Annotated in this window: 23 protein-coding genes; 16 read left to right on the top strand and 7 right to left on the bottom strand. The window is 64.1% G+C overall.

Annotated features, from left to right (window positions below):
• Together AB6M95_RS00780 and AB6M95_RS00775 are read right to left on the bottom strand one after the other, a co-directional pair.
• Positions 1 to 304, bottom strand: a 304-nt coding sequence (locus AB6M95_RS00780; RefSeq protein WP_371384823.1) for a helix-turn-helix domain-containing protein, incomplete at its 3' end; no start/stop codon positions are given.
• 474 nt (positions 305 to 778) lie between these two features.
• The gene (locus AB6M95_RS00775) at positions 779 to 2,869 is read right to left on the bottom strand and encodes a molybdopterin-containing oxidoreductase family protein (RefSeq protein ID WP_371384822.1); all 2,091 of its coding nucleotides are present in this window, start codon (positions 2,867 to 2,869) and stop codon (positions 779 to 781) included.
• Positions 2,870 to 3,141: 272 nt separating this feature from the next.
• Here AB6M95_RS00775 and AB6M95_RS00770 point away from each other — a divergent pair, with 272 nt between their 5' ends.
• From AB6M95_RS00770 to AB6M95_RS00760, 3 genes are all read left to right on the top strand, one after another.
• Entirely contained in the window at positions 3,142 to 3,591 is a 450-nt protein-coding gene (locus tag AB6M95_RS00770; protein WP_371384821.1) for a 4Fe-4S dicluster domain-containing protein, read from the top strand.
• Between the two features lie 84 nt (positions 3,592 to 3,675).
• Positions 3,676 to 4,797: a sulfite exporter TauE/SafE family protein gene (locus AB6M95_RS00765; protein WP_371384820.1), complete on the top strand. Its 1,122-nt coding sequence runs from the start codon at positions 3,676 to 3,678 to the stop codon at positions 4,795 to 4,797.
• 66 nt (positions 4,798 to 4,863) lie between these two features.
• Positions 4,864 to 5,523, top strand: a complete 660-nt coding sequence (locus AB6M95_RS00760) for a hypothetical protein (protein ID WP_371384819.1) — start codon at positions 4,864 to 4,866, stop codon at positions 5,521 to 5,523.
• Positions 5,524 to 5,594: 71 nt separating this feature from the next.
• Here the strand turns inward: AB6M95_RS00760 and AB6M95_RS00755 are convergent, their stop codons facing one another.
• Positions 5,595 to 6,107 (bottom strand): PH domain-containing protein, encoded by a 513-nt coding sequence (locus AB6M95_RS00755; protein WP_371384818.1) that lies wholly within the window; start codon positions 6,105 to 6,107, stop codon positions 5,595 to 5,597.
• A 167-nt stretch (positions 6,108 to 6,274) separates the two neighbouring features.
• On the opposite strand from AB6M95_RS00755, the gene AB6M95_RS00750 reads away from it, so the two are divergent.
• The 5 genes from AB6M95_RS00750 to AB6M95_RS00730 are packed head-to-tail and all read left to right on the top strand — an operon-like array spanning position 6,275 to position 13,213.
• Positions 6,275 to 7,213, top strand: a complete 939-nt coding sequence (locus AB6M95_RS00750) for a phosphate/phosphite/phosphonate ABC transporter substrate-binding protein (protein ID WP_371384817.1) — start codon at positions 6,275 to 6,277, stop codon at positions 7,211 to 7,213.
• 5 nt (positions 7,214 to 7,218) lie between these two features.
• Positions 7,219 to 9,285 carry an ATP-binding protein gene (locus AB6M95_RS00745; RefSeq protein ID WP_371384816.1) on the top strand — a complete coding sequence of 689 codons (2,067 nt, stop codon included), beginning with the start codon at positions 7,219 to 7,221 and terminating at the stop codon, positions 9,283 to 9,285.
• Positions 9,286 to 9,288: 3 nt separating this feature from the next.
• Positions 9,289 to 9,654 (top strand): response regulator, encoded by a 366-nt coding sequence (locus AB6M95_RS00740; RefSeq protein ID WP_371384815.1) that lies wholly within the window; start codon positions 9,289 to 9,291, stop codon positions 9,652 to 9,654.
• 48 nt (positions 9,655 to 9,702) lie between these two features.
• Positions 9,703 to 12,156 (top strand): PEP/pyruvate-binding domain-containing protein, encoded by a 2,454-nt coding sequence (locus AB6M95_RS00735; protein WP_371384814.1) that lies wholly within the window; start codon positions 9,703 to 9,705, stop codon positions 12,154 to 12,156.
• Positions 12,149 to 13,213: a protein-tyrosine phosphatase family protein gene (locus AB6M95_RS00730; protein ID WP_371384813.1), complete on the top strand. Its 1,065-nt coding sequence runs from the start codon at positions 12,149 to 12,151 to the stop codon at positions 13,211 to 13,213. Before AB6M95_RS00735 ends, AB6M95_RS00730 begins: the two co-directional genes overlap by 8 nt.
• Before the next feature lie 6 nt (positions 13,214 to 13,219).
• Here AB6M95_RS00730 and AB6M95_RS00725 read toward each other — a convergent pair whose 3' ends face one another.
• The 4 genes from AB6M95_RS00725 to AB6M95_RS00710 are packed head-to-tail and all read right to left on the bottom strand — an operon-like array spanning position 13,220 to position 16,040.
• Positions 13,220 to 14,074 (bottom strand): hypothetical protein, encoded by an 855-nt coding sequence (locus tag AB6M95_RS00725; RefSeq protein ID WP_371384812.1) that lies wholly within the window; start codon positions 14,072 to 14,074, stop codon positions 13,220 to 13,222.
• Positions 14,046 to 14,804 carry a molybdate ABC transporter permease subunit gene (gene modB / locus AB6M95_RS00720; protein WP_371384811.1) on the bottom strand — a complete coding sequence of 253 codons (759 nt, stop codon included), beginning with the start codon at positions 14,802 to 14,804 and terminating at the stop codon, positions 14,046 to 14,048. The genes AB6M95_RS00725 and modB overlap by 29 nt, the downstream gene beginning before the upstream one ends.
• Before the next feature lie 7 nt (positions 14,805 to 14,811).
• Positions 14,812 to 14,937 (bottom strand): hypothetical protein, encoded by a 126-nt coding sequence (locus AB6M95_RS00715; protein ID WP_371384810.1) that lies wholly within the window; start codon positions 14,935 to 14,937, stop codon positions 14,812 to 14,814.
• Between the two features lie 8 nt (positions 14,938 to 14,945).
• Positions 14,946 to 16,040: a LeuA family protein gene (locus AB6M95_RS00710; RefSeq protein ID WP_371384809.1), complete on the bottom strand. Its 1,095-nt coding sequence runs from the start codon at positions 16,038 to 16,040 to the stop codon at positions 14,946 to 14,948.
• A gap of 321 nt (positions 16,041 to 16,361) precedes the next feature.
• On the opposite strand from AB6M95_RS00710, the gene nifH reads away from it, so the two are divergent.
• From nifH to AB6M95_RS00670, 8 genes are all read left to right on the top strand, one after another.
• Positions 16,362 to 17,192: a nitrogenase iron protein gene (gene nifH, locus AB6M95_RS00705; RefSeq protein ID WP_371384808.1), complete on the top strand. Its 831-nt coding sequence runs from the start codon at positions 16,362 to 16,364 to the stop codon at positions 17,190 to 17,192.
• Between the two features lie 157 nt (positions 17,193 to 17,349).
• Positions 17,350 to 17,703, top strand: a complete 354-nt coding sequence (locus tag AB6M95_RS00700) for a P-II family nitrogen regulator (protein WP_371384807.1) — start codon at positions 17,350 to 17,352, stop codon at positions 17,701 to 17,703.
• Positions 17,703 to 18,077 (top strand): P-II family nitrogen regulator, encoded by a 375-nt coding sequence (locus tag AB6M95_RS00695; RefSeq protein ID WP_371384806.1) that lies wholly within the window; start codon positions 17,703 to 17,705, stop codon positions 18,075 to 18,077. Before AB6M95_RS00700 ends, AB6M95_RS00695 begins: the two co-directional genes overlap by 1 nt.
• Positions 18,078 to 18,099: 22 nt before the next feature.
• Positions 18,100 to 19,737, top strand: a complete 1,638-nt coding sequence (nifD, locus tag AB6M95_RS00690; protein ID WP_371384805.1) for a nitrogenase molybdenum-iron protein alpha chain — start codon at positions 18,100 to 18,102, stop codon at positions 19,735 to 19,737.
• 9 nt (positions 19,738 to 19,746) lie between these two features.
• Positions 19,747 to 21,123, top strand: coding sequence for a nitrogenase molybdenum-iron protein subunit beta (gene nifK, locus AB6M95_RS00685; RefSeq protein WP_371384804.1), 1,377 nt, complete (start codon positions 19,747 to 19,749; stop codon positions 21,121 to 21,123).
• A gap of 72 nt (positions 21,124 to 21,195) precedes the next feature.
• Positions 21,196 to 22,365, top strand: coding sequence for a radical SAM protein (locus AB6M95_RS00680; RefSeq protein WP_371384803.1), 1,170 nt, complete (start codon positions 21,196 to 21,198; stop codon positions 22,363 to 22,365).
• 20 nt (positions 22,366 to 22,385) lie between these two features.
• Entirely contained in the window at positions 22,386 to 22,688 is a 303-nt protein-coding gene (locus AB6M95_RS00675; protein WP_371384802.1) for a (2Fe-2S) ferredoxin domain-containing protein, read from the top strand.
• A gap of 15 nt (positions 22,689 to 22,703) precedes the next feature.
• Positions 22,704 to 23,135 carry a GNAT family N-acetyltransferase gene (locus AB6M95_RS00670; protein ID WP_371384801.1) on the top strand — a complete coding sequence of 144 codons (432 nt, stop codon included), beginning with the start codon at positions 22,704 to 22,706 and terminating at the stop codon, positions 23,133 to 23,135.
• The last annotated feature ends 3 nt before the right edge of the window (positions 23,136 to 23,138 follow it).

The following is a 23,138-nucleotide window of genomic DNA, read 5'->3' as shown; positions in this document are numbered from 1 at the left end:
GAAGCCCCCGGTTGCGCAGCTCTCCGGCGATCTTGCGCGGCCCGATGCCCGGCCAGGCCTTGCGCAGGGCCACGACGGCCTCCCGCATTTCAACGGGTGTCCTGTGCGGGCAACCGCGTGGCCTCCTGGCCAGTTCCACGAACCCGAACTTTCCGAATTCATGATAGCGTTTCAGCCACTTGTATCCAGTTTTCCGGCTGATTCCATACTTGCGGCACAACTCCGCCACGGCCTCGGCGCCGAGCCGCGCCTCCATCACGAACAACCATCGCTGATCCATAGGTTTGACCTCATTCCAGGGCATAGGCACCTCCAGGCTCTCATGCCCAAAGTGTTACCCATGTTCCCGGGCTAATGTGTTACCTATGTACCCGGGCTGTACCCCCTTTCCCCCTTCCCCCGGACCCCCATCCCCTCTCCCTTCCTAAACTCTTTAACGCCGCTTCGCGGGGTGGGAATACAACAAAAAGGCCCTCGATTCATGATGGAATCGAAGGCCTTATCTTTTTTCTGGAGCGATTTGGGTGCGCTGCACCCGACAGCGGTTCTCTTTCCGCGACAACCTCGCACACGAAGCAGCCTGATGACGCGATGAGGCTTTCGAAAGTGGGTCAGCTGTGCTTTTTCCGGGGGCAAGACAACCGCAGCGTAGCCGTCTACGTGAGGATTGGCTTGCCCCCGAAAAATGTGCAGATGGCCCGCTATCGGAAGCCGCTCAATGAGAAAAGGCCGACACCAAAAAGGTGCCGGCCTTCTCTATTAAGGGGGTGAGAGTTGGTTATGCCTTGGATACGGAGACGAAGTGCTCCTGCATGGCCACGGCGCCGCCGCCGCGGTCCCATTTGTTGATTCCCTTAGGCATGAGCATGTTGTCGGCTGCACCCATGCCCTTGGCGCGGGATTCGCACGGCAGGTCGTGGCCGAAACCGTGGATCATGAAGACCGCTTCGGGATGGACGAAGTCCGTGACGAACGCCTTGATCTTGGCCTTGTAGCCGTTGCTGGCCACGGTCACGTACTCGTCCTGCTCGATGCCCAGCGCCTCGGCGCGCTTGGTGTTGATCCACAGGACGTTCTCGGGCATCTGCTCGAAGAGCAGCGAGTTGTTCACGGTGTGGCCCTGAGTGTGCAGGGCGCAGCGGCCGAAGGTGATGCGGAACTTGCCGTCCGGCACCTGCTCGGGCGCCTCGTAGGGCTTCAGCGACGGCAGACCGTCCGCTTCGAGCTTGGCGTCGATGATCTGGACCTTGCCGGACGGGGTCTTGAAGGAGCCCTCTTTCACCGGCTTGTACAGGGGATCGGAGGCCAGGGACACGATACCGGTCTTCTCGAAGTCCTCGATGGACACGCCGGTGCCCTCGAGCTGGAACTTCCAGATGTCCTCGATGTTGGTGTAGTCCAGCTCCTTGAGGCCCATGCGCTTGGCCAGGCCCGCGTAGATCTCCCACACGGCCTTGGTGTCGTAGATGGGCTGCATGGCGCGCTTGCGCACCTGGAAGCAGGGCTTGGGGCCGTTCTTGGTCATCAGGATCTCGTCCCGTTCGAGATACGGGGAGATGGGCAGGACCACGTCGGCGTTCCAGGCGGTGTCGGACCAGGAGAAGGTCACGGCCACGAGCAGTTCGATGTCGTCCCACTTGGCCTTGACGTCGTCCTTGTCCGGGAAGGCCATGAGCGGGTCGTGGCGCTGGGCGATGTACGCTTTGATGGGGTAGGGCTTTTCCTCCACCGCGGCCTCGTAGGCCAGGTGGACCAGGCCCGGGCCCGCGTCGAAGTGCTTGCGTCCTTCCATCCAGCCCACGCCGTCGGCGCGTTTGCCTTCGGGCTTGGGATAGATCTCCATGAAGCTCTTGAGCCCCTTGGCGCCCACGTCGCCGGGCTTGTTCATGAAGGGCAGGCCGCCCTTGGCGCCGATGGCCCCGAGCAGCGAGTTGATGATGTAGATGGTCCGGGTCATGTAGAACGAATCGGAGTAGCGAGCCGTCATCCAGCCCGGATGCCAGATCACGCTCGGGGCGGCCTCGGCCAGATGGTTGCAGAAGTCGACCAGGCTTGCCGCGGGCACGCCGGTCTCGGCCTCGGCCCACTCCGGGGTGTAGGGCTTGACGAACTCCGCGAGCTTGTCGAAGTCCTCGACCCAGTCGGCCACGAACTGCTTGTCGTACAATTCATTATTGATGAGAACGTTGATGACCGCCAGGTTGAAGGCGTAGTCCGTGCCGGGCCGGACCATGAAGAAGTTGTCCGCCTTGGTGGCCGGAACGTTGGCCCGGATGTCGATGACCGTCAGCTTGCAGCCCTTCTCGATGCCGGCGAACAGGTTGTTCACCTCGGCCACGTTGATGGCCTCGAGGATGTTGCGCTGCTGGAGCACCACGTGCTTGGCGTTCTTCAGGTCGTAGGACACGCCCTTGCGGCCGAAGCCGAACACGGACAGGGCCGCGTTCTGCACATTGCGGGCGCAGGCCGAGTCATGGTTGTTGTAGTTGGCCGTGCCGATGCCGCGCAGGAAGGCACGGTAGAAATCGCGGAACGGGCCGCCACGGTCCGAGAAAAGGACCGAGTTCTTGCCGTAGGTGTTCTGAATGCGGGTCAGTTCGTCGGCCACATAGTCCAGGGCCTCGTCCCACGACACCTTCTTCCACTTGCCTTCGCCGCGTTTGCCCGTGCGTACCATGGGGTACTGCGGGCGGTCCTCATCATAGGTCAGGGCCGTACCGGCAGCGCCGCGCGGACACAGGGAGCCCATGATGCCGGGGGCATCGGGGTTACCCTGGATGTACTCCGCCTTGCCGTCGACCACTTCGACCTCGATGGGACATCGTACCGAGCACATGCCGCATATGCTCTTTACAAATTCCTTTCCCATACACTCCTCCTGTACAGACAGTGATAATTCTGCGCGCTCTTTGAATTAGGATGGACCTTATGCGTGCTGGTCAACCGTGGGCAATACATACCCGGCTTGTGAAATCTATAACATGATTTTTCTTCCATTCGACGAAAAAAAAGAGTTATGATCGTTCCCAATTGAGAAATCTATCACAAGTGGGGTGGTTGTTGACCAAGTCCGGATTTTTCTTCAATTCCTGGACTACAAACAAGACTGCGCGCCCAAATCCTAGTCTGCAGAGGTGGAAAATGGCTGGTTACAGAATGAAATTTGACAAGAAGCGGTGCATTGCGTGCAACGCCTGCCTGGTTCACTGCAAGGTGAAGAACAAGGTGCCCGCCGGGCTTTCCCTCAACCGCCTTGAGGCGGAGGGACCCGTCGCCGACAAGGACGGCAAGCCTTCGGCTTTGCTGAAGTACACCAACTGTCGGCACTGCAAGAAGCCCGAATGCGTGAGCGCATGCCCCACCGGGGCCATGTACAAGCGCGAGGACGGGCTGGTGCTGGTGGAAATGGACAAGTGCGACGGCTGCAAGGCCTGTATCGACGCCTGTCCGTGGACCGTGCCGGTGTTCAACGACGCCACCGGCAAGATCATGAAATGTGATTTCTGCGTGGACAGGGTGGATGCCGGCGGCACCCCTGCCTGCGTTGTCGGCTGTACGGCGAACGCCCTGAGCTTCGTGCGGCCGGAATAGACTGGTACCAAACTCCGCTGCCTTGGGGGACGCGGAGTGACATTTTGGGGTCCTTTTAACATTCATTATGAGGAGGAGGTAACTGTGTTACGTTCCAAGAAAACTCTCCTGTTGCTGGCGCTGGCTGCGGCTGTCTGCCTGATCGCCGAACCCGCTCTGGCTTCCCGTCTGTCCGACGCCATCGCCGAGGCCAAACCCACCGGTGAGCCCGGCTACCTGGGCATTCCCGGCGGACCGCAGCTCAACATCATCATCGGCCTCCTGTGGGCGATCTGGGTTGGCTGGATCTTCTCCACCGTCGGCGCGTTCGGCGGCATCATGGCCGGTGTCGGTCACATCACCATCTACGGCCTGGGCGACTACGCCAGCTCCTTCGGCAAGGGCGCCAAGCTGAACAAGGTCGTCACGGACTCCATCCGCGTGTCCAACCAGTGGCTGGTCGGCTGCTCCGCCGCCCTGTCCTCCTTCAACTACTGGAAGGCCGGCCGTCTGGTGCTGCCCCTGGGTATCGCCCTGGCCATCGGCTCCGTGTCCGGCTCCTGGCTGGTGCCCTGGCTGACCGCCGGCAAGATCAGCCTGAAGGCCTACATCGGCTACTTCGGCCTGTTCGTCCTCTTCCTGGGCTGCTACCTCTTCTATGAAACCACCCCGAAGGGTCAGGAAAGCAAGAAGGCCGCCAAGAAGGCCGCCGAAGCCTTCCAGAAGTCCGTCAAGGAACAGCAGGCCGGCGGCACCGTCGACCTGGCCGAGATGGGCGTCAAGGTCCAGAAGTTCACCCCGACCGCCTGCGAATTCACCTTCTTCGGCGTCGAGTTCAAGTTCAATCCCCTGATCCCCGTGGTCGGCGGCTTCTTCATCGCGGCCCTGGCCTCCTTCCTGGGCGTCGGCGGCGGCTTCCTGCTGGTGCCGTTCCTGACCTCCGTTGCGGGCCTGCCCATGTACCTGGTGGCCGGAACCTCGGCCATGGCCGTCTTCGTCGGCATGGCCAACTCCATCGCCTCCTACATGCTCCTCCGCTCCACCCCGGTCGAGTGGTCCCTGATCGGCGCCGAGCTCGTCGGCATCGTCATCGGCTCCATCATCGGACCCAAGACCTCCAAGTACATCCCGGACATCTGGCTGAAGCGCCTCTTCATCCTGCTGGCCGTGTACGTCGGCCTGAAGTACACCCTCAAGGGCTTCTTCGGCATCCTGCTCCCCATCTAGGGCGCGAATCAGTGAGACAACGGCGGCCGCCCGAAAGGGCGGCCGCCACAAACAACGGATTTCTTCATGACCGGAATCACCGTCTACCAGTTCCTCGATCCCTGGCTCATATGGGCCTTCCGCATCAGCGACAACCCGTACGTGGGCTTCGCCCTCGGTCTGGTCTGGGTCTGCCTGGCGGCCACGGTCATCGGCGAGCTGTGCATGGCCGGGGTCTATTTCCTCAATAAGCGCCATTTCGCCACCATCAACCGCGAAATGATCGACCAGCACAATTTTTCGGTCAAGGCCCTGAGCGTCAAGGACAAGACTTCCTGGAAGGCCTGCAACTCGCTGGCCAACGACGCCTTCGGCAAGAATTTCTTCGCCCGCATGGCCCTGTTCGCCTCGTCCCTGTGGGTGGTGCCCTTCGCCATCGGCTGGCTCTTCTACCGCTTCGGCGAGGTGGATTTCACCGTGCCCGTGGCGGGGCAGGTCGGCCCGGCCTTCATCTTCATCCCGGCCTACATCCTGATCCGCTACCTCTTCAGCCTGTCCAAGCCCTGGCTGCCGGTCTTCAAGAGCATCAAGCAGCGGGTCAAGGAGAACGAGGCGGCCGACGAGATGCTGACCTATACGGACCTGCTCAGCGAAGAGGACAAGATCGCCTATGCCCAGGCCAGGAAGGAGCGGGGCAAGCGCAAACAGGTGCTCATCGAGAGCAAGCCGGTCCCCGAAGGGTCCTAGCGATTTCGAGAAAAGGAAAAGCCGCCCCACGGGGCGGCTTTGTTCTTTGATATGATCGGCCGGGCCGGGCCCTAGGGAGCGGCCTTTTCCACGGCCTCCAGGAAGCCGGGCAGGTCCGAGGGCCCGATCAGATAGTACCGATCCCCGGTCTGGACGCAGAGCACGTCGGGGCGGTTGGTCACCACCACGGCCTCCCTGCCGTCCTTGATCTCGACCATGCCGGACCGGTAGGCGCCGAAGGTCATGTACTTTCGGGTCTTGGTGAACTTGAAGTCCGCGTCTTTTTTCAGGTCCACGCGGAAGGTCTTGACCACCGAGGCCCAGGGGATGACCGCCGAGGCGAACGGCGGGGCGGCCAGGAGGATGCCCTCGTCGGCCACCGTGACCGAGGCCCGTCTGGGCGTGATGTAAAGCATGTACCAGTAGAACAGGGACAGCGGCCCGGCCACGGCGATGAGGCAGATGCCGGTCCAGGTCAGCCCGGAGTTGAAACTCCAGGCCACGACCGCGGCGACGAGGGCCACTGTCAGGAGGAAGAAGGTGAGCACGGTCTTGCTCATGGGGATCTTGTAAATGGTCGTCATGGAAATCTCCTTGCTTGGGCACGCCCGTATGCTGGCACCCCTTCATACTGACTTGGGGGCATGTTGCCAAGGGATAAGACTTGTTGGAATACGGCCTGAATTTCTGTACGGTTTCAAGGTACGTCCGAAACGCGGCGCCCAGAGCGCCGAGAGCTGTTGATCCGATGATGAGAATGACGAGAATACGAATGTCGACCTGGGCGGTCCTGCTCGCGCTCCTCCTCCCCGTGGCCTTCGCGTCCGGGTGCTCGGACGAGAAGCCGGTCAAGGTCAACCTGTCCAAGCGCGAGGACCTGGTGGCCCCGCGCATGGACGAGGCCATCACCTATGCCTACCTGCCGCAATATTCCCACACCATTTCCTACCAGCGCCACCGCAGGCTGCTCGAATACCTGCGCAAGGCCACCGACCTGCCGCTCCGTCAGATTTTCCCCGACACGTTCGAGGAGCACGTCAAGATGGTCGAGCGCGGGGAGATCGACATCTCCTACTCCAACCCGTTCGTCTACGTGCGGTTGGCCAAGGCCGGGGCCCACGCCTTCGCCCGGGTCATCGAGCCCTCGGGCGAGCCCTACTTCCAGGGGCAGATCATCGCCCGGACGGACAACGCGGCCATCAACTCCATCAACGACTGCCGGGGCAAGCGGTGGATCGCCGTGGACCCCAACTCGGCGGGCGGCTATCTTTTCCCCCTGGGGCTGTTCTACGACCACGGCATCAAGCTCTCCGACTTCGAGACCGTGGACTTCGCGCCCGGTCCGGGCGGCAAGCAGGAGAAGGTCGTCCTGGCGGTGCACGCGGGCGTGTACGACATCGGCACCATCCGCAAGGGCACCCTGGACGTGGTCAAGAACAAGATCGACCGGGGCTCCATCCGGGTCCTGGCCGAGACCCGCGCCTATCCCGGCTGGGTGTACGCGGCCCGCAAGGGGCTCGACCCGGCCGTGGTGGACGCCATCGCCAAGGCCATGTTCGCCCTGAACGTGGACACCCCCGAGCACAGGGCCATCCTGAGCGCCGCGGGCGTGAAGGGCATCATTCCGGCCCGCGACATCGACTACGATCCGGTCAGGGAACTGGCCGAGAAACTGAACCTGGACCGGTAGCCTCCATGCGCATCTTCCCCCGGCTCAAGTTCCGCACCAAGCTCAATCTGGGCATGTCCGCCATCCTGGTGGGCATGGCCGTGCTCCTGTTGCCGCTGGTCGGGACCATGAGCGCCAACTCCCTGGTGGAGGAGAGCAAGAAGCGCGGCTCGGCCCTGGCCGAAGGGCTGTCCGTGCGCGCCGTGGACCCCCTGCTGGCCCGCGACTTCCTGCGGCTCAAGAACATGGTCGACGAGCAGTCCACCGTGGAGGACGTGATCTACGCCTTTGTCCAGGACAAGAACGGTTTCGTCCTGGTCCATACCTTCCAGAAAGGGTTCCCCGTGGACCTCATCGACGCCAACAAGGCGGCCTCGGGCGAGTCCCTGCACATCCAGCTTTTGGCCGACGGCTCGCGGCGCATCTACGACTTCGCGGCCCCGGTCCTGGTCTCGGACGGCCGCCTCGGGACCGTGCGCATCGGCCTGTCCCAGGCGCGCATCCAGATGGCCGTGCAGCGCCAGCTGACCCTCATGGCCGGGCTGTTCGCCGGGGCATTGATCCTGGCCACGTCGCTCGGCACGGTCTTCGCCCGGCGCGTCACCGCCCGGCTGGGGCGGCTGCGCGCCCACGCCGAGGAGATGCTGACCGGCAACCTGGACACCTTTTCCGGCCCGGAGTGGGGCATCCACTGCTGGGAAAAGCAGCAGTGCAACACCACCCAGTGCCCGGCCTACGGGGAGACCCGGCGGCGGTGCTGGTACATCGCCGGGACCATGTGCCCGGACTGCAACAACGAGGGCAACTTCCAGTGCAGGCTGGAGTCCTGCCGCCGCTGCGTGGTCTACCGCGAGAACGCGGGCGACGAGATCCAGGACCTGGCCGAGACCTTCGACGTCATGGCCCTGTCGCTCAAGAGCCACATCGAGGAGCTGCGCGACGCCGAGCGCAACCTGCGCGACCAGCAGCGGCTGACCCGGACCATCCTGGACGTCACCCCGGACCGCGTCTCCCTGGTGGACTCGACCATGCGCTACCGGGGCTGCAACAAGAGCTTCGCCGAGTCCGTGGGCATGTCCCTGGCCGAGATCGAGGGCCGGACCGACTTCGACCTCTTCCCCGAGGCCGAGGCCGAGGAGCGCCACATGGCCGCCCGCGACATCCTCCAGTCCGGGCGCAGGCTGGACACCCAGCTCATGGTCGAGACCGGCGGCGGCGAGCACTGGTTCCACGTGGTCTGCGTGCCGGTCTTCAACGACGAGGGGCGCATCGACGGGTTGCTGCGGACCGACCGCGACATCTCGGACATCAAGCGCTACGAGAACCAGCTCATCCAGGCCCAGAAGATGGAGTCCCTGGGGCTTCTGGCGGGCGGTGTGGCCCACGAGATCAACACCCCGCTGGGCATCATCCTGGGGTACGCCCAACTGCTCCAGGAGGACGTGGACCCGGACAGCCAGATCCACCAGGACCTGGCCATCATCGAGAAGCAGACCCAGGTGTGCAAGAAGATCGTGGCCGACCTGCTCGGCTTCTCCCGCCAGACCCAGTCGGCCAAGCGCGCGATGTGCTTCAACAACTCGGTCATGGAGGCGGTCTCCCTGGTGCGCCACACGCTCGAGCTCGACAAGGTGGAGATCATCACCCAGCTCGACGACCGCTACCCGATCATCTACGGCGACCCCGAGAAGCTCAAGCAGGTCTGGATCAACCTGCTGACCAACGCGCGCGACGCCATGGCCGGGCAGGGCGGGACCATATTCATCCGCACCCGCCTGGACACGCCGGGCGGCATCGTCTCCCTGTGGGTGGCCGACAACGGTTCGGGCATCGCCGAAGAGGCGCTCAAGAAGATTTTCGATCCGTTCTACAGCACCAAGGCCGTGGACAAAGGCACCGGCCTGGGGCTGTCCGTCTCCTTCGGGATCATCGAGGACCACGGCGGCGACATCCACGCCGACAGCCCGGTCCCCGAGGGTTTCGGTTTCCCGGCCAACGCCAAGGGCGGGGCCGGAGGCGGCGGAACGGTCTTTGAAGTGAACCTCCCGCTGGACCACGAGGGTCCGGATAGCGGGGAGCCCGAAAAGGAGTAGATCATGGCTAATATATTGGTACTCGACGACATCAGCGACGCCGGGATGCTGGTCAAGCGCATCCTGGAGCGCAAGGGGCACAAGGTGTGGAACTTCACCGAGGAGGAAGACGCCCTGAAGCGCGCGGCCGGGACGAAGATCGACCTGGCCATCCTGGACATCAAGCTCAAGAAGATGACCGGCGTGGAGGCCCTGGAGGAGCTCAAGAAGGTCAACCCGGACATGAAGGCGATCATGCTGACCGGCTACCCCACCCTGGAGACCGCCCGCGAATCGCTGCGCCTCGGGGCCCAGGAATACTGCGTCAAGCCCATCAACAAGGAGGAGCTGGAGGCCAAGGTGGCCGAAGTCCTCGACAGCGGGGAATAGGGAAGGAGCCCGAGGTCCGTCAACCACACGTATAGCCAAGGACGATCCATGTATCTCAAACAGCTCTTCAGGCACTGGACCTACCAGGTATTCGCGCCGGGCACCCTGCTGCGGCGCAAGTACGAGGCGTTCAAGTCCCTGCTGGCCCACGACGCCGTGGCCCTGGAATTGATCGCCGACCTGGAGGAGATGTTCTACGGCAAGCGGCTGGCCGACCGGCAGCGCGCCGTCTGGATGACCAACCGGCTGTCCTCGGCCGTGTCCACCATGGCCGGGCAGCTGGTGGAGATGAACCCCACCCGGTACATGGACCTGCCCGAGTACTTCCGCAAGATCGACTTCTACGTGCGCATGGCGCTCCAACTCGAACAGCCCGAGGTGGGCCCGCCGTATATCCTCTCCCTGGAGGAGGCCGGGGCCCTGCCGAGGCTGGCGGGCGGCAAGGCGTCCAACCTGGGCCGGGCCAAGTCCCTGGACGGCATGCCCGTGCCCCCGGGCTTCGTGGTCACGGCCAACGCCTTCAACTACTTCATCGACTTCAACGGCCTGGGCGAGGAGATCGAAAAGCGTCTGCGCCAGATGGTCGTGGGCGATCGCGACCTGCTGGCCCGGCTGACCGCCGAGATGCAGGAGCTCATCCTGGCCGCCGAGGTCCCGGAGGAGATCGCCCGGGGCATCCGCTTCGGCGTGTCCGAGATCATCGCCGGCGACGACCTCATCGCGGTGCGCTCCAGCGCCCTGGCCGAGGACGGCGAGATATCCTTCGCCGGGCAGTACGCCTCGGAGCTGAACGTCCAGCCCAACGACGTGCTCGAGGCGTACAAGCGCGTCCTGGCGGGCAAGTACTGCCCGCGCGCCGTGGCCTACCGCATCTCCAACGGGTTGACCGACAGCGAGACGGCCATGGCCGTGCTGGTCATCCCCATGGTGGACGCGGACACCGCGGGCGTGCTCTACACCCGCGACCCGGACTGCCGGGGGCGCGAGGCCATGGGCGTGTACGGCGTGCGCGGGCTGGGCCACGGGCTGGTGGACGGCTCCACCTCCCCGGACAAGGCCGTGCTGACCCGGCACGAGACCCCGCGCCTGGACGCGGACTGCACCCCGGACACGGGCGGTCTGCCCTCGGAGGCGTCCCTGGTCCGGCTCGGGCAGCTGGCCATGCGGTTGGAGGAGGCCTTCGGGCGGCCCCAGGACATCGAGTGGGCCGAGGACGTCACCGGCGAGCTGTACATCCTCCAGACCCGCCCCCTGCAGGAGGAACGCGAGGAGGCCCTGGCCGGGCAGGAGCCGCTGCCCATGTCCGTCAGCCCCATCGCCGAGGGGCTGGAACGCGCCTCCACGGGCGCGGGCTGCGGGACCGTGTATTTCGCCTCCACGGGCGAACGCATCGCCCAGATTCCCGAGGGGGCCGTGGTCGTCACCCCGAGCCTGCAACCGTCGCTCTTGACCTTCATCGGCCGGATGAACGGGGTCATCGCGGCCACGGGCAGCCGGGCCAGCCATTTCGCTTCCGTGGCCCGCGAATCGGGCGTGCCCGTGGTGGTCGGCGACGTGCACGCCCGGCTCGAACAGAGCCAGTTGGTCACCGTGGACGGCACGAACGGGGCCATCTACGACGGCTGCGTGGAGGCCATCATGACCCGCGCCCGCGAAGGGCACCAGGTCTCCGGGCGGGTGGTGGAGCAGTACGCCAAGGTCGCGCCCCTGACCGTGCGCCTGAACCTGACCGACCCCCAGGACGAGGGCTTCACCCCCATGGGCTGCAAGTCCCTGCACGACGTGGTCCGCTTCTGCCACGAGAAGTCCGTGAACGAGATGTTTTCGGTCATGGACAAGAAGGGGCGGGGCATGCACTCGGCCAAGCGGCTGGAGACCAGCCTGCCCCTGATCATGTACGTCCTGGACCTGGGCGGCGGCTTCTTCGCCAACGCGGGCGAGGGCAAGACCGTCTCGCCCCAGGACATCAAGTGCCGCCCCATGTGGGCCCTGTGGTACGGATTGGCCGACGACCGCGTCAATTGGCCCTCGCGGCTGACGGCCATGGACTGGGAGGAGTTCGACAAGGTCTCGGGCGGCATCTTCAGCTTCGATTCCAAGCTGCTGGCCAGCTACGGGCTGATCTCCGAGGACTACCTGCACCTGATGGTCCGTTTCGGCTACCACTTCTCGGTGGTGGACGCCATCTGCGGGCCGGAGCAGGGGGCCAACTACATCAATTTCCGTTTCAAGGGCGGCGGGGCCGGGTTCGACCAGCGGCTGCTCCGCCTGGAATTCATCCAGAGGGTTCTGGATCGCTACGGGTTCGAGACGGTCACGCGCGGCGACATGATCGACGCCAAGTGCGCCCGGCTGCCCGAGAACGACATCCGGCGGCTGCTCATGCGCCTGGGCTACCTCATGGCCGTGACCCGGCTCATGGACATGCGCATGGACAGCGAGGAACAGGTCGCCGCCGAGGTCGAGCGGTTCATCAACGACGCGGAGTCGCGCGATGGCTGACAAGACCGCCGCCTACAAGGTCACCTGGGTCACGGACCAGCTCGGCGTGGGCAGCGCCCCCATGAGCTATCCGCAGCTGGAGGCCATCCGCACCCAGGGCGTGGACGCCATCCTCAACCTGTGCGGCGAGTTCTGCGACCTGCACGACATCGAGAAGGACGCGGGTTTCGAGGTCCACTATCTGCCCCTTGAGGACGAGGAGGCCCCGGGCCTGATTGAGCTGGAAAAGACCCTGGCCTGGCTGGACGAGGCCATCTACCTGGGCAAGAAGGTGCTCATCCACTGCCGCCACGGCATCGGCCGCACCGGCACGGTGCTCAACGCCTACCTGCTGCGGCGCGGCCTGGGCCACAAGCTGGCGGGCAAGGCGCTCAAGAGGCTCAAGAGCAAGCCCGCCAATTTCGTCCAGTGGCGGACCATTCGAAAATACGGCAAGCAGTCCGGCCAGCTGACCGTGCGCGAGCCGTCCCTGGAGTTCAAGCGGCTGGTGGATCTGTCGCCGTTTTTCAACGACTACGGGGAGCTGGTCGCGCGGGTGGACGAGAGCGGCCAGGCCACCAAGGGGCTGGCCTGCGGCCTGGATCACAGCCAGTGCTGCACCACCCCGGTCTCCCTGACCCTGGCCGAGGCCGTGTACATCTCGCACCGCATCAATCAGAAGCTGTCCGGCGAGGAGCGCCTCAAGGTCATCGAGCGGGCCGTGGCCACGGCCCAGGCCGAGCGCAAGGCCGCCAGCGACCTGGAGTCCGGCGGGGAAGGGGAATACTGCCTGTCCGAGGCCGGGGCCGTCTGCCCCCTGCTCGAGCACGACAAGTGCCTGCTCTTCGAGCACCGGCCCATCCAGTGCCGGGCCTTCGGCCTGGACCAGGACGACGCCGGAGGGTTGTGGGGGACCATGATCAACCCGGCCCTGAACAAGATTTCATCGGAAATATGGTTCGCCTACACCGGCTCCATGGCGTCCGGCGACATGCCGCGCTTCGCCCTGCCGGACGTGGTCTCCGGCAAGTTCGTGGAGACCATTTTCCGGTACATGATGCGGCAGGGGCTGGAGTAGCCCACCCTAGACCGAGCAGTGCAGGGCCACGAAGGGGTTGGCCAGCTGCGGCAGGTGGGGCTCGGCAAAGAAGACGTGTCCCTCCCTGGGCAGGACCAGGGGCGCGGCGTCCGGGTCCGTGGACACGCTGACCGCGTCCCTGGTGAAGGTCACGGTCATGGGCACCACCTCCTGCTCCGCCTCGCTGCACAGGCTCTCCCTGGTCTCCGGGATATGGCAGTGGGTGTGCCCGTCCGGGTGCACCACGGTCAGCTTGGTCAGGGTGGTGATCACCTGGCAGACCTTCCCGTCCTCATCGAACACCAGTGAATTGGCGTCCCCGTTCACGCCCACGGCGTCCGGGTCGTACGCGGTCATCTCGCCCGCCCGGGTGGGCACGGTGACGGGTTTGGCCGGTTCCAGCGAGCGGACCTTGCCCTCCGGGGTGAAGCTGACCCCGATGCGCGCCTCCACGGGCCCGGCCGGGGTGGGCACGGACAGGGTCTCGCCCGGCCACAGGGTCAGGCTGCGCAGGCTGCGGTTGTCGTAGAAGCTGACGCTCAGGACCTTGGCGCGGACCAGGCCGATGGGCGTGGTCAGGGTGACCGGCCTGGCCAGTCCGGCCTCGTCGTCCTGGCTCCAGTAGCCCGACAGCTTGCCGTTCAGGGGAAAGATGCGGTTGATGGTCCCGTTCTCGTGGAAGGAGACCAGCTCGGCCGGGATGTCGCCCGCCGGGGTGGCGATCATGGTCTGGTTCTCCAGGGGCACGGACTTGACCCCGCCGGAACCGTGGAACTCCACGGGCAGGATCTCCCGTTTGCGCAAGTCGTCGGACGTGTGTTGGGGAACCAGTTCACCGTACTGCGTGGATATGATTTGCATGGAAACCTCTCTTGGAGTCTTGGAAGGCGGGGCGGCGCCGGGATTGGCGGGTGTCCGGAATCCTTGAGGATGCGGGGCGTCCGGCCAGGCCGTGGCGTCCGATGAAAAGCAGGGTGGCGTAGCTTATGAGCAGCAGGGCCAGGGAGAGCAGCCCCGCCTGGCCGTATTCCAGGGACTCGGTGTGCTCGAAGATGGCGATGGAGGCCACCTTGGTTCGGCCGGGGATGGACCCGCCGAGCATCAACGCCACGCCGAACTCGCCCACGGTGTGCGCGAAGATCAGCGCGGCCGAGGCCGCGACCCCGCCCATGGCGTTGGGCAGGATGACGTGTCGGAAGGCCTGGAGGTGGGTCATGCCCGAGCAGTGGGCCGCCTCGACGATGCCCGGATCGATCTTCTCGAAGGCCGCGCGCATGGGCAGCACCCCGAAGGGCAGGCTGTAGACCAGGGAGCCGACGACCAGCCCGGAGAAGGAAAAGGGCAGGGGCGAGCCGAACAGGGACTCCCAGGCCGCGCCCAAGGGCAAGCTCGGGCTCATGACCATGAGCAGGCCGAAGCCCAGGACCGTGGGCGGCAGGACCATGGGCAGGTTGCAGGCCGCCTCCACGTACCGCTTGCCCGGCATGCCGGACACGGCCAGCCAGTAGGCCAGCGGCATGCACAGGCAGAGCAGCAGGGGCGTGACCGCCAGGGCCAGCTTGCCCGTGATCGCGAGCGCCGTGAAATCCATGCCGGGCCTACGGGTTGAGGACGGCCCGGGCCGAAGGTGCGGCGGGCGCTGCGGCGTCGGGCGGCGTGGCCGTGGAGGCCGTGCCGGACAGGACGCAGAGCCACAGACAGATGTAGACGAATTTCCTGAACATCGGACCTCCTAGTTCTTGACCAGCTTCGAGAGTTCGCTGTCGGTCAGGGGGCGTTCCAGCTCCCAGGCCAGCTTTCTTACTTCATCGACAAGGGCCGGGAGACCCTGTTCCGGAAGGTCGAGACCCCGGTCCGCAAGGGCGTTGGCGACCGCCGCTCGGCCACTTTTTCCGCCAACAGCGACCATCCGGTCCGCGCCGATGCGGGCGGGGTCGAACGGCTCGAAAAGCTCAGGCGACTTGCTGAGGGCGTGCGCGTGAAGGCCGGACTCGCAAGCGAAAATGTCCTTGCCCGCGATCGCCTTGGTTCGGGGAATCGGCACCCCGGCAGCTTGAGAAACGAAATGGCAGAGGCCGCGAAGGTCTTCAACTTTGTACGCATGACTGTTCTCCTTGAGTGTCAGGTAGGCGGCCAGCTCCTCGGTGGCCGCGATGCCGGACCGTTCGCCGATGCCGAGCAGGCTGACGTCGGCGAAGTCCGCGCCGCAGGAAAGGGCGGTGACCGCATTGCCCGTGGCCATGCCGAAGTCGTCATGGCAGTGCACGGCCAGATCGATGTCCAGTTCCCTCTTGAAGGCCGTGACCAACTCCACCGTCATGGGCGGGGTCAGCAGCCCCAGCGAATCGGACAGGCGCACGCGGGACGCGCCCACGTCCTGAGCCAGTCCGGCCGCTCTCAGGGCGAAGTCCCGATCGGTCCTGGAAAGATCCTCCAGGCCGACGGACACGTATTCCATACCCAGGAGCCGAGCCGCGAGCACGGTACGGGCCAGGCGTTCCAAAAGCCCCTCGCGGTCGGTCCCGAGTCGGTTTTCGATATGCAGGTCGGATACGGGCACGCCGATGTTGATGCGGTCGATCCCCAGGCCCGCGGCCTTGCGGATGTCCGCCTCGCGGCAGGGCGACCAGACGGACAGGGCGGTGCGGCCGCGCCGAGCGCCTATCCTCTCTATAAGCTCGTCGAGCCCATCCTGGCCGACCCAGCCCAACTCGATCTCGTCCACGCCTATGGACAGGAGACCGGACACGATCCGCTCCCGCGCCTCCATGGAGAAGTAGGCCCCGAAGAGCTGCGCTCCTTCTCTGAGTGTGGTGTCGATCAACATGTGGTTTGTCCTTCTCTTGTTGTTAGTGGTGCTGCCTCACTATGAGCAGGAAGGATGCCAATTCTCATAATTCATGTATCATCTTGGTATAATTAAATAAATTTGTTTACGAAAAAGATATGGAATTGGCTACGTTTTTGTAGATTGCTACACTTGTGTCTGCGGTCTTGGTGTGAACCTACACTTTTCGTAGGAAGCTACACTGTTGTGATCATGGTGATTTCCCCTTTGAAAACAGCTTGTTAACATGTTGTAGCGGGTTTGGCACGGCGCTTGCCTTAAGGGCTTCATCGACGCAAACAAACCCATGGAGGAGAAATCATGCGGAAAGTAGCAATTTACGGAAAGGGCGGAATCGGAAAGTCCACCACCACACAGAACACTGTTGCCGGTCTGGCTGAGATGGGCCGCAAGGTCATGGTCGTCGGTTGCGACCCCAAGGCCGACTCCACCCGTCTCCTGCTCGGCGGCCTGGCGCAGAAGTCCGTGCTCGACACCCTTCGCGAAGAAGGCGAGGACGTGGAACTCGAGGATATCCGCAAGCCCGGTTTCGGCGGCACCTGGTGTGTCGAGTCCGGCGGCCCGGAACCCGGTGTCGGCTGTGCCGGTCGCGGCATCATCACTTCCATCAACATGCTTGAGTCTCTGGGCGCCTACGAGGAGTCCGAGGGCCTGGACTACGCCTTCTACGACGTCCTCGGCGACGTTGTCTGCGGCGGCTTCGCCATGCCCATCCGCGACGGCAAGGCCCAGGAGATCTACATCGTCTGCTCCGGCGAGATGATGGCCATGTACGCGGCCAACAACATCTGCAAGGGCATCATGAAGTACGCGGAATCCGGCGGCGTCCGTCTGGGCGGCCTGATCTGCAACTCCCGCAATACCGACCGCGAGGCCGACCTGATCACCGAGCTGGCCGCCAAGCTGGGCACCCAGATGATCTACTTCGTGCCCCGCGACAACGACGTGCAGCGCGCCGAGATCAACCGCAAGACCGTCATCGAATGGGACGGCTCCGTGCCGCAGGCCGACGAGTACCGCGGTCTGGCCAAGGCCATCGACGAGAACACGATGTTCACCATCCCGACCCCCCTCGAGATCGAAGACCTGGAACAGTTGCTCATGGACTACGGCATCATGGAAGCCGCCTAGTTCTCCCCGACATTTCGCCCGGTCGGCGGCTCCGGCAGGCGCGGAATTCGAAAGGATTCCGTGCCTACAGGGGAGAACCAGCCCGAAAACATGGCGGAATGGGAAACAGAAAAACAATCAAAGTCTTTTAATAACGAAGAGATAGGAGAGAGCAAAAATGATGATCATGGTACGAGCAATTGTGCGTCCCGAGAAGTCTGATACGGTCCTGGCCGCCCTCATGGACAATGGCTTTCCGGCCGTCACCAAATATTCCGTGGCCGGTCGCGGCAAGCAGCGCGGCATCAAGATCGGCGAGGTCACCTACGACGAGATCCCCAAGACCATGCTCATGTGCGTCGTCAACGCCGCCGACAAGGACTTTGTCATCAACACCATCATGGATGCGGCCCGCTCCGGCACCAAGGGCGCGTTCGGCGACGGCAAGATCTTCGTCTCCGACGTCGAGGATGTCTACACCATCAGCTCCGGCGTGAACGAGACCGCCGCAGCCAGCGAGGAGGCCGCGTAATGAAGGAAGTCATCGCAGTCGTGCGCATGAACATGATGAACCAGACCAAGGCCGCCCTGACCGCTGCCGGCGTCGACGCCTTCTTCGCCCACTCCGCGGAAGGCCGGGGCAAGGGGTTCGTCAACTCGGCCGTCGTCGAAGGCGCCGAGAGCGGCTACGAAGAAGCCGCCGCGGTGCTCGGCGAGAAGGGCAAGCTCTATCCCAAGCGCATGGTAACGGTAGTGGTCCCCGATGACATGGTCGACGACGTCGTCGAAGCCGTCATCGCCGCCAACAAGACCGGCAAGCCGGGCGACGGCAAGATATTTGTCCTCCCCGTGGGTGACGCCGTCCGCGTCAGAACCGCCGAAACCGGTGCAAAGGCCATAGCCTAGCCGACATCAAGGAGTACTGAGAATGGCCAAGACCAAGAAAGTGGTGCAGCTCATGCCCGCCGACATCAAGGAAGAACTTCTGAAGAAGTATCCTCCCAAGGTCGCCCGCAAGCGCGCCAAGCAGATATTGATCAACGAAGCCACGGAAGCCGAGGCGCCGCCCGAGATCCTGGCGAACGTCCGTACCATTCCGGGCATCATCACCATGCGCGGATGCACCTACGCGGGCTGCAAGGGCGTTATCATGGGCCCGACCCGCGACATCCTGAACATCACCCACGGCCCCATCGGCTGCGGATTCTACTCCTGGCTCACCCGCCGCAACCAGACCGACGCGAGCGCGGACGGCGTGAACTACATGCCCTACTGCTTCTCCACGGACATGCAGGACCAGGACATCATCTTCGGCGGCGAGAAGAAGCTCGCGGCCGCCATCCAGGAAGCCTACGACATCTTCCATCCCAAGGGCATCTGCGTCTTCGCCACCTGCCCGGTGGGCCTGATCGGCGACGATATCCACGCCGTGTCCAGGAAGATGAAGGAGAAGTTCGGCGACTGCAACGTCTTCGCCTTCTCCTGTGAAGGCTACAAGGGCGTGTCCCAGTCCGCCGGCCACCACATCGCCAACAACCAGGTCTTCACCAACCTCGTCGGCGAGAATACGGAGCCCAAGGAAGGCAAGTACAAGATCAACCTGCTCGGCGAGTACAACATCGGCGGCGACGGTTTCGAGATCGACCGCATCATGAAGAAGTGCGGGATCACCAACATCTCGACCTTCTCCGGCAACTCGACTTACGACCAGTTCGCCTCCGCCCAGCACGCCGACCTCGACTGCGTCATGTGCCACCGGTCCATCAACTACGTGGCCGACATGCTCGAGACCAAGTACGGCATCCCCTGGATCAAGGTGAACTTCATCGGCGCCGAGTCCACGGCCAAGTCCCTGCGCAAGATCGCCGAGTACTTCGGCGACCAGGAGCTCATCGACCGGGTCGAGGCAGTCATCGCCGAGGAGATGCCCGAAGTGAAGGCCGTGGCCGCCGACGTGCGCACCCGCACCGAAGGCAAGACCGCCATGCTGTTCGTCGGCGGTTCCCGCGCCCACCACTACCAGGACCTCTTCGCCGAGATGGGCATGAAGACCCTGTCCGCCGGTTACGAGTTCGCCCACCGCGACGACTACGAGGGCCGTCAGGTCATCCCCGAGCTGAAGCCCGACGCCGACTCCCGCAACATCGAGGAGATCACGGTCGAGGCCGACGAGAAGCTCTACAGCCCGCGCAAGACGCCGGACGAGTTCAAGGCCCTGGAAGACGCCGGTTTCGAGTTCAAGCACTACGAGGGCATGAACGACCAGATGGACAAGGGCACCCTGATCATCGACGACCTGAACCAGTACGAGGCCGACAAGCTGGTCGAACTGCTCAAGCCCGACATCTTCTGTGCGGGCATCAAGGAGAAGTTCTCCATCCAGAAGCTCGGCGTGCCCATGAAGCAGCTGCACAGCTACGACTCCGGCGGACCGTATGCCGGGTTCAAGGGCGCCATCAATTTCTACAAGGAAATTGATCGGCTCGTGTCCTCCAAGGTGTGGTCCTACATGAAGGCCCCCTGGCAGGAATCCCCCGAACTGACCGCCACCTTTGTTTGGGAATAGGAGAATACAATGGCTTTACTGAAGCATACACCCGTTGAAATCAAGGAGCGCAAGGCGCTCACCATCAACCCGGCCAAGACGTGCCAGCCCATCGGGGCCATGTACGCCTCGCTCGGAATCCACGGATGCCTGCCGCATTCGCACGGGTCCCAGGGTTGCTGCGCCTACCACCGCTCGGCCTTGACCAGGCACTACAAGGAGCCCGTCTCCGCCGCGACCTCGTCCTTCACCGAAGGGGCGTCCGTGTTCGGCGGCCACGCCAACCTCATCCAGGCCATCGACAACATCTTCACGGTCTACGACCCCGAAGTGATCGCGGTGCACACCACCTGTCTGTCCGAGACCATCGGCGACGATCTGAACCAGATCTTCGACAAGGCCCAGAAGAGCGGCAAGGTGCCCGAAGGCAAGACCTGCATCGGCGCGCCGACCCCGAGCTACGTCGGCTCCCACGTGACCGGCTTCTCCAACATGGTCAAGGCCATGGCCCAGCTGGCCGAGCCCTCCGGGAAGAAGACCCACAAGGTCAACGTCATCCCCGGCTGGGTAGAGCCCGCCGACATGGGCGAGATCAAGCGCCTCTGCGCCATGGTCGGCGTGGACATCACCCTGTTCCCGGACACCGACGGCGTGCTCAACGCCCCCCTGACCGGCGAATACAAGATGTTCCCCGACGGCGGCGTGACCGTCCAGGAGCTCAAGAAGACCGGCGACGCGCTCGGCACCCTGGCCCTGGGCGAGTGGTGCTCGGCCGACGCCGCCCGCTGGCTCGACGCCAAGTGCAAGGTCCCGTGCACCGTGCTGGACATGCCCTTCGGCCTGGCCGCCACCGACCGCTTCATCGACGTGCTGCGCACTGTTGCCGGCGTCTCGGTCCCCGACTCCGTCGCCTTCGAGCGCGGCCAGCTCGTGGACATGATCTCCGACATGCACCAGTACTTCTACGGCAAGCGCGTGGCCCTGTGGGGCGATCCGGACCAGCTCATCTCCATGTGCGAGTTCCTGGTCTCCCTGGACATGCAGCCCGTCTACGTGGTCACCGGCACCCCGGGCAAGGCCTTCGAGCGGCGCATCAAGGCCATCTGCGCCGACCAGCCCTTCGAGGTCAAGGTCAAGGCCAAGGGCGACATGTTCCTGATGCACCAGTGGATCAAGAACGAGCCGGTCGACCTGCTCATCGGCAACACCTACGGCAAGTACATCTCGCGCGACGAGGACATTCCGCTGCTGCGCTGGGGCTTCCCCATCCTGGACCGCCAGGGCCATCAGTACTTCCCGACAGTCGGCTACAAGGGCGGACTCAGGCTTCTTGAGAAGATTCTGGGCCTGCTGCTGGATCGTAAGGACCGCGACGATCCGGAGACGATCTTCGAGCTCGTCCTGTAGCGTTCATACCCGGTCCGGGGCGGAGTCCTTCCCCCTCCGCCCCGGACCAAACCGAAAAACAAGAAGGCCGTCATGTCCACCTTTGCTGAAAATACCTCCCATCCCTGTTTCGGCATGACCGCACGCAAGACCGTGGGCCGTCTTCACCTGCCCGTGGCCCCGCGCGCCAACGCCCGCGTCCGTTTCGCGGGCGGCAACGGCACCAAGCCCGCCATGATGCCCGAAGAGGCTCTGGCCTGGCTCGACCACGTCATGGAGCAGGGCAAGCCCATCTCCATCGTGGGCATCACCGGGCCCGGCGACCCGCTGACCTCCCCCGAGTTGACCCTGCGCACCCTGCGCCTGGTCCGGGAGAAGTATCCCGAACTTTCCCTCTGCCTGACCACCCTGGGCATGAACGGCGCCGAGTACGCCGAGGAACTGGCCGAGGTCGGCCTGTCTCACGTCACCGTGCTCGTGGACGCCGTGGACCCCGAAGTGGCGGAGAACCTCTACGCCTGGATCCGGCCCGCCAAGCGGACCCTGCCCCTGAAGGAGGCCGTCGCGCTGCTGCTCACGGACCAGTCGCGGTCCGTGTCCGCCTTCAAGAAGGCCGGAATCACCGTCAAGATCAACACCACCGTGTACCCCGGCTACAACGCGGGGCACGTCGAGAAGATCGCCTCGACCATGGCCGGGCTCGGCGCGGACATCATGGCCGTGGTCCCGTTCCACCCCGAGGAGGGCGCGGAGGACGCGCCCCAGGCCACCGACATGGAGCTGCTCTCCGAAATCCGCGACCGCGCCGCCCGGCACATCGACCTCATGCCCACCTTCAACGAGTGCGGCGAGAACCTGGTCGGCCTGGACGCCCCGGACAAACCCGGCGCCCCGGTCACGGTCCTGCCCAAGCCCACCAAGGAACGGCCCAACGTGGCCGTGGTCAGTTCCACCGGTATGGATATCGACCTGCACCTGGGCCACGCCATCAAGGCCATGATCTACGGTCCGCGCGGCGACGGCCTGGCCTGCCTGCTGGGTGTGCGCGACCTGCCCGAGCCCGGTTCCGGGACCCAGCGCTGGGAGACCCTGGCCGACACCCTGGGCGACTGTTTCGTCCTGCTGACCGCCTCGGCCGGCGAGAACCCGAGAAAAATTTTGAGCCGCAAGGGTCTGTCCGTCCTGATCACGGACGGCGAGATCGAGGGAACCGTGGATGTGCTCTACGGGGGCGGTAAGAAAGGCAAGAAGAACAAGAAGTAACCAGAAGGAGAGTAAAGGAAATGGCTATCCCCGAGAGAATGATCATCTGTTGTCAGTCCTTCCGTGCGGCCGGTGATCCCAAAGGCATCTGCCACAAGCAGACCGACGGGTTCCTGCAGTACGTGGAGGAAGAAATTTTGGATCGCGGCCTCGACGCCCTGGTGGTCGGCTCCACCTGCCTGAAGCAGTGTGAATCCGGTCCCATGATGGTCATCCAGCCCGAGAACTGGTGGTTCAAGGGCGTGGATTCCGAAGCTGCCATCGACGCAATTCTGGACGGCCTGGAAGACGGCGAACCCGCCGAAGAGTACCTGGCCTCCTAAGGAATCGAGAGTCCCATGCCTGAAGCCCTCGTCATCCGCCCCGCAACCCGCGCGGACCTTCCCGGTCTCGTGTCCCTGCTCGACTCGGTCTCCTCGCTCGAAAAGGGGACGGTCGGCACGGACGGGCGGCGGCGCGATCTGGAACTGATGCTGAAAAACGGTCGGGGACGCATCCTGATCGCGAGCGTCGCCGACAGGACTGTGGTCGGTTTGTGCGCAGGACGGCTGACGATCCTGGAGGCTGAAGGCGGTCCCGCCGTCCTCATCGAAGATGTGGTTGTCCGTGAGGACTGGCGGGGCCAGGGCCTCGGCGAAATGCTGATCAACCGGCTCACCGAGTGGGCCAGGGCCGACAGCGCGGGGAGGCTGATGCTTCTCGCAGACCCGGACGCGGCCCCGGCTCACGGATTTGGATACACCGCCCATCGTCCGGGCAACCGACTGTAATCT

Source organism: Pseudodesulfovibrio karagichevae, from assembly GCF_041414475.1.
Taxonomy (GTDB): Bacteria; Desulfobacterota; Desulfovibrionia; order Desulfovibrionales; family Desulfovibrionaceae; genus Pseudodesulfovibrio; species Pseudodesulfovibrio karagichevae.
The sequence above is the reverse complement of the archived record's forward strand: the minus strand, read 5'-3'. Positions and strand labels throughout refer to the sequence as shown.

Excerpts from the sequence above, each read along its gene's own strand:
- AB6M95_RS00775 (WP_371384822.1), bottom strand. The coding sequence starts at position 2,869 with ATGGGAAAGGAATTTGTAAAGAGCATATGCGGCATGTGCTCGGTACGA.
- AB6M95_RS00770 (WP_371384821.1), top strand. The coding sequence starts at position 3,142 with ATGGCTGGTTACAGAATGAAATTTGACAAGAAGCGGTGCATTGCGTGC.
- AB6M95_RS00760 (WP_371384819.1), top strand. The coding sequence starts at position 4,864 with ATGACCGGAATCACCGTCTACCAGTTCCTCGATCCCTGGCTCATATGG.
- AB6M95_RS00755 (WP_371384818.1), bottom strand. The coding sequence starts at position 6,107 with ATGACGACCATTTACAAGATCCCCATGAGCAAGACCGTGCTCACCTTC.
- AB6M95_RS00750 (WP_371384817.1), top strand. The coding sequence starts at position 6,275 with ATGAGAATGACGAGAATACGAATGTCGACCTGGGCGGTCCTGCTCGCG.
- AB6M95_RS00745 (WP_371384816.1), top strand. The coding sequence starts at position 7,219 with ATGCGCATCTTCCCCCGGCTCAAGTTCCGCACCAAGCTCAATCTGGGC.
- AB6M95_RS00740 (WP_371384815.1), top strand. The coding sequence starts at position 9,289 with ATGGCTAATATATTGGTACTCGACGACATCAGCGACGCCGGGATGCTG.
- AB6M95_RS00735 (WP_371384814.1), top strand. The coding sequence starts at position 9,703 with ATGTATCTCAAACAGCTCTTCAGGCACTGGACCTACCAGGTATTCGCG.
- AB6M95_RS00730 (WP_371384813.1), top strand. The coding sequence starts at position 12,149 with ATGGCTGACAAGACCGCCGCCTACAAGGTCACCTGGGTCACGGACCAG.
- AB6M95_RS00725 (WP_371384812.1), bottom strand. The coding sequence starts at position 14,074 with ATGCAAATCATATCCACGCAGTACGGTGAACTGGTTCCCCAACACACG.
- modB (WP_371384811.1), bottom strand. The coding sequence starts at position 14,804 with ATGGATTTCACGGCGCTCGCGATCACGGGCAAGCTGGCCCTGGCGGTC.
- AB6M95_RS00715 (WP_371384810.1), bottom strand. The coding sequence starts at position 14,937 with ATGTTCAGGAAATTCGTCTACATCTGTCTGTGGCTCTGCGTCCTGTCC.
- AB6M95_RS00710 (WP_371384809.1), bottom strand. The coding sequence starts at position 16,040 with ATGTTGATCGACACCACACTCAGAGAAGGAGCGCAGCTCTTCGGGGCC.
- nifH (WP_371384808.1), top strand. The coding sequence starts at position 16,362 with ATGCGGAAAGTAGCAATTTACGGAAAGGGCGGAATCGGAAAGTCCACC.
- AB6M95_RS00700 (WP_371384807.1), top strand. The coding sequence starts at position 17,350 with ATGATGATCATGGTACGAGCAATTGTGCGTCCCGAGAAGTCTGATACG.
- AB6M95_RS00695 (WP_371384806.1), top strand. The coding sequence starts at position 17,703 with ATGAAGGAAGTCATCGCAGTCGTGCGCATGAACATGATGAACCAGACC.
- nifD (WP_371384805.1), top strand. The coding sequence starts at position 18,100 with ATGGCCAAGACCAAGAAAGTGGTGCAGCTCATGCCCGCCGACATCAAG.
- nifK (WP_371384804.1), top strand. The coding sequence starts at position 19,747 with ATGGCTTTACTGAAGCATACACCCGTTGAAATCAAGGAGCGCAAGGCG.
- AB6M95_RS00680 (WP_371384803.1), top strand. The coding sequence starts at position 21,196 with ATGTCCACCTTTGCTGAAAATACCTCCCATCCCTGTTTCGGCATGACC.
- AB6M95_RS00675 (WP_371384802.1), top strand. The coding sequence starts at position 22,386 with ATGGCTATCCCCGAGAGAATGATCATCTGTTGTCAGTCCTTCCGTGCG.
- AB6M95_RS00670 (WP_371384801.1), top strand. The coding sequence starts at position 22,704 with ATGCCTGAAGCCCTCGTCATCCGCCCCGCAACCCGCGCGGACCTTCCC.